The sequence below is a fragment of the Polaromonas sp. P1_G2 genome (assembly GCF_056405515.1).
The window spans coordinates 1-2889 of sequence record NZ_JBFUBY010000390.1; the positions used below are offsets into that span (position 1 = coordinate 1).

Below are 2889 nucleotides of genomic sequence, written 5' to 3' on the forward strand. Positions count from 1 at the left end.
CTTATATGCACCGCTACGTGCTGGGCCTGCTCAAGGAGGCGGGCCTGCTGAAAACCGTCAAGGTGGTGCACATGCTGCCGCGCGACGGCGAGCCCGCGCTGGAGCGCGGCGCCGTGGCGGCGTTTGCCGCACCCATCAACACGGGGCCCTTGCTGGCCTCACGCGGCTACCCGGTGATCGATGAGGCCGAAAAGCATCCGACCCTGCGCGGCACCTCGGTCATCATCGCCGCACCCAAACTGCTGGCCGGCGCGCCCGGGCTGCCGGCCGCCTGGGCCCGCGCGCGCACCTTGGCGTTGCAGGACATACGCCGCGACAGCGCGGCTTACTACGCCTTCCACGCTGAGGCCAGCGGCTTTCCGGTGGGGGCGGTGAAAGACTCCTACCCGCTCTCGCATTTCCCCGACACGGCTTACCCGGCCGAAGGGCTCAAGCTGATCGAGGAAGTGAAACGCTTTTTGCTGGCCGAGAACCTGATACGGCGGGACTTTGCCCTTGCGCAGTGGACGGTGGCCGGGGCGGACTGATCCGGCTTATACGCAGGCCAGGCTGGCCTCGTGCTTTTTCCGGATCGCTTCGGTGACTTCCAGCTGCGCCTGCCGCACGATACTGCCGTCTTCCATCCACAGCAGCTGCCCGGGCTGCATCTGTTGCCAGTTTTCATTGCGCGTGAGCGGCTGGGTGGCGACCACGCAGAGCCGGTCTTCGGGGTTGTTGGTCTGGGCGAAATCCATGCTGAGGTCGGCGTCCACCAGGCTGGCATTGGAAAACGGCCATTCACGCACCAGGTACCACAGCCGCGTAGAGCAATGCGCGTACAGCGACTGGCCGTTGGACAGCAAATAGTTGAAAACACCGAATTCGGCCGTACGCTCGCTCATGGCGCACAGCGTGTCGAACACGATGTCGGCCGAGCAGGGCTCGCGCGGGCTGATGCGCTTGAGTTCTTCCATCAGCGCGCAGAACGCCCGCTCGCTGTCGGTGGTGCCCACCGGCTGGTAATTGCCGGCGGAGTCCGGCTGGTAGTCGATCAGGTCGCCGTTGTGGGYGAACAGCCAGTGCCGGCCCCAGAGCTCACGCGTAAAGGGATGGCAGTTCTCCAGCCGCATCGGGTCGCCCTGGGTCGCCTTGCGGATATGCGAGACCACGTTGCGCGACTTGATCGCGTAGTGCTTGAGCATTTCGGCGACCGGTGAGGTGGCCGCCGGCTGGGCATCGACAAAAAGGCGGCAGGCCTTGTCTTCAAAAAAACCGATGCCGAAACCGTCCGCATGGTGGTCGGTCAGGCCGCCGCGCGCGGCGAAGCCGGTCAACGAAAACCGAAGGTCCGCCGGCTTCGCCGAATTCATTCCCAGGAGTTGGCACATGGGCAGTAGTCTAATGCCCCAGAATTTTGGACAGGAAATCCTTGGCCCGGTCGGTCTGTGGATGGTTGAAGAACTCGGTGGGCGTGTTCTCCTCGACGATCTGGCCCTGGTCCATGAAGATCACGCGGTCGGCTACTGCTTTGGCAAAGCCCATTTCGTGCGTCACGCACAGCATGGTCATGCCCTGGTTGGCCAGTTCCATCATCACGTCCAGCACTTCCTTGATCATTTCCGGGTCCAGCGCCGAGGTSGGYTCGTCRAACAGCATGATCTTGGGCGTGAGGCACAGCGCCCGGGCAATCGCCACGCGCTGCTGCTGGCCGCCCGACAGCTGCAGGGGGTACTTCTGCGCCTGCTCGGCGATGCGCACGCGCTCCAGTTGCACCATGGCGCGCTCGATCGCGTCTTTTTTCGACAGGCCCGCCACCCAGGTCGGCGAGAGCGTGAGGTTTTCCAGCACCGTCAGGTGGGGGAACAGGTTGAACTGCTGGAACACCATGCCGACCTGGCGGCGCACCGCGTCAATCGCCTTGATGTCGTCGCCCAGCAGCGAGCCCGCGACGGTGAGTTTGCCTTCCTGGTAGTCCTCCAGCGCGTTGATGCAGCGGATCATGGTGGACTTGCCCGAGCCTGAAGGCCCGCAGATCACCAGGCGCTCGCCCGGCTTGACTTGAAGGTCGATGTCGCGCAACACGTGGAAGTTGTTGCCGTACCATTTGTTGACCTTGTCGAAGTGGATGGTGGGTTCGCTCATTTTGTTATTTCCTGTTCAACGGGCTTTGCCCACGGCGAGCCGGCGTTCAATCCACAAGCTGTAGCGCGACATGGCGAAGCAGCAGGTGAAATAAATCGCGGCAATGAAAATATAGGCTTCGATCTTGAAAGGGCGCCAGTTCGGGTCCGAGCCCACGGCCAGCGACAGCGCGCCCGTGAGTTCGTAGAGCGACACGATGGTCACCAGCGAGGTGTCCTTGAAGAGCGAGATGAAATTGTTCATGATGCTGGGGACCACGGTGCCCAGGGCTTGCGGCAGCACGATCTTGCCCTGCGTCTGCCAGTAGCCCAGCCCCAGGCTGGCGGCCGCCTCGGTCTGGCCCTTGGAGAGGGACTGCAAACCGCCGCGCACGATCTCGGCCATGTAGGCAGCCGCGAACAGCGTGATGCCGACGATGACCCGCACCAGCACGTCCGGCGACTGGCCTATGGGCATGAACAGCGGGAACATGAAGCTGGCCATGAACAGCACCGAGATCAGCGGCACGCCGCGTATCAGCTCGACGTAGATGACGCACAGCGTGCGTATGGCCGGCATGTTGGCGCGGCGCCCCAGCGCCACCACCACGGCGATCGGGAAGGCGATGGTCATCGAGATCACCGTGAGCATCACGGTCAGCGGCAGGCCGCCCCACTGGTCGGTCGTCACCTTGGCCAGGCCCAGGACACCGCCGCTCATCAGCGTGAAGAAGGTCGCCAGCACCGCGACCCACAGCAGCGCCAGCCAGGGCTTCCAGAACCAGCGTAC

General features: G+C 63.7%; 3 protein-coding genes and 1 pseudogene. 1 reads left to right on the forward strand and 3 read right to left on the reverse strand.

Annotated elements, in window-relative coordinates; translation table 11 throughout:
• Positions 1-527: substrate-binding domain-containing protein (locus AC1D0P_RS24005; RefSeq protein ID WP_477679036.1), on the forward strand; the 527-nt coding region annotated here is incomplete at its 5' end.
• Positions 528-607: 80 nt separating this feature from the next.
• On the opposite strand, the pseudogene AC1D0P_RS24010 reads toward AC1D0P_RS24005, so the two are convergent.
• The 3 genes and pseudogenes from AC1D0P_RS24010 to AC1D0P_RS24020 all read right to left on the reverse strand — a co-directional run.
• A pseudogene (locus tag AC1D0P_RS24010) lies at positions 608-1367 on the reverse strand (class II glutamine amidotransferase); the annotation flags it as partial.
• A 10-nt stretch (positions 1368-1377) separates the two neighbouring features.
• Complete coding sequence (locus tag AC1D0P_RS24015) at positions 1378-2121, reverse strand: amino acid ABC transporter ATP-binding protein (protein ID WP_477654408.1); 744 nt, start codon at positions 2119-2121, stop codon at positions 1378-1380.
• Positions 2122-2136: 15 nt separating this feature from the next.
• Positions 2137-2889: amino acid ABC transporter permease (locus AC1D0P_RS24020; protein WP_477679037.1), on the reverse strand; the 753-nt coding region annotated here is incomplete at its 5' end.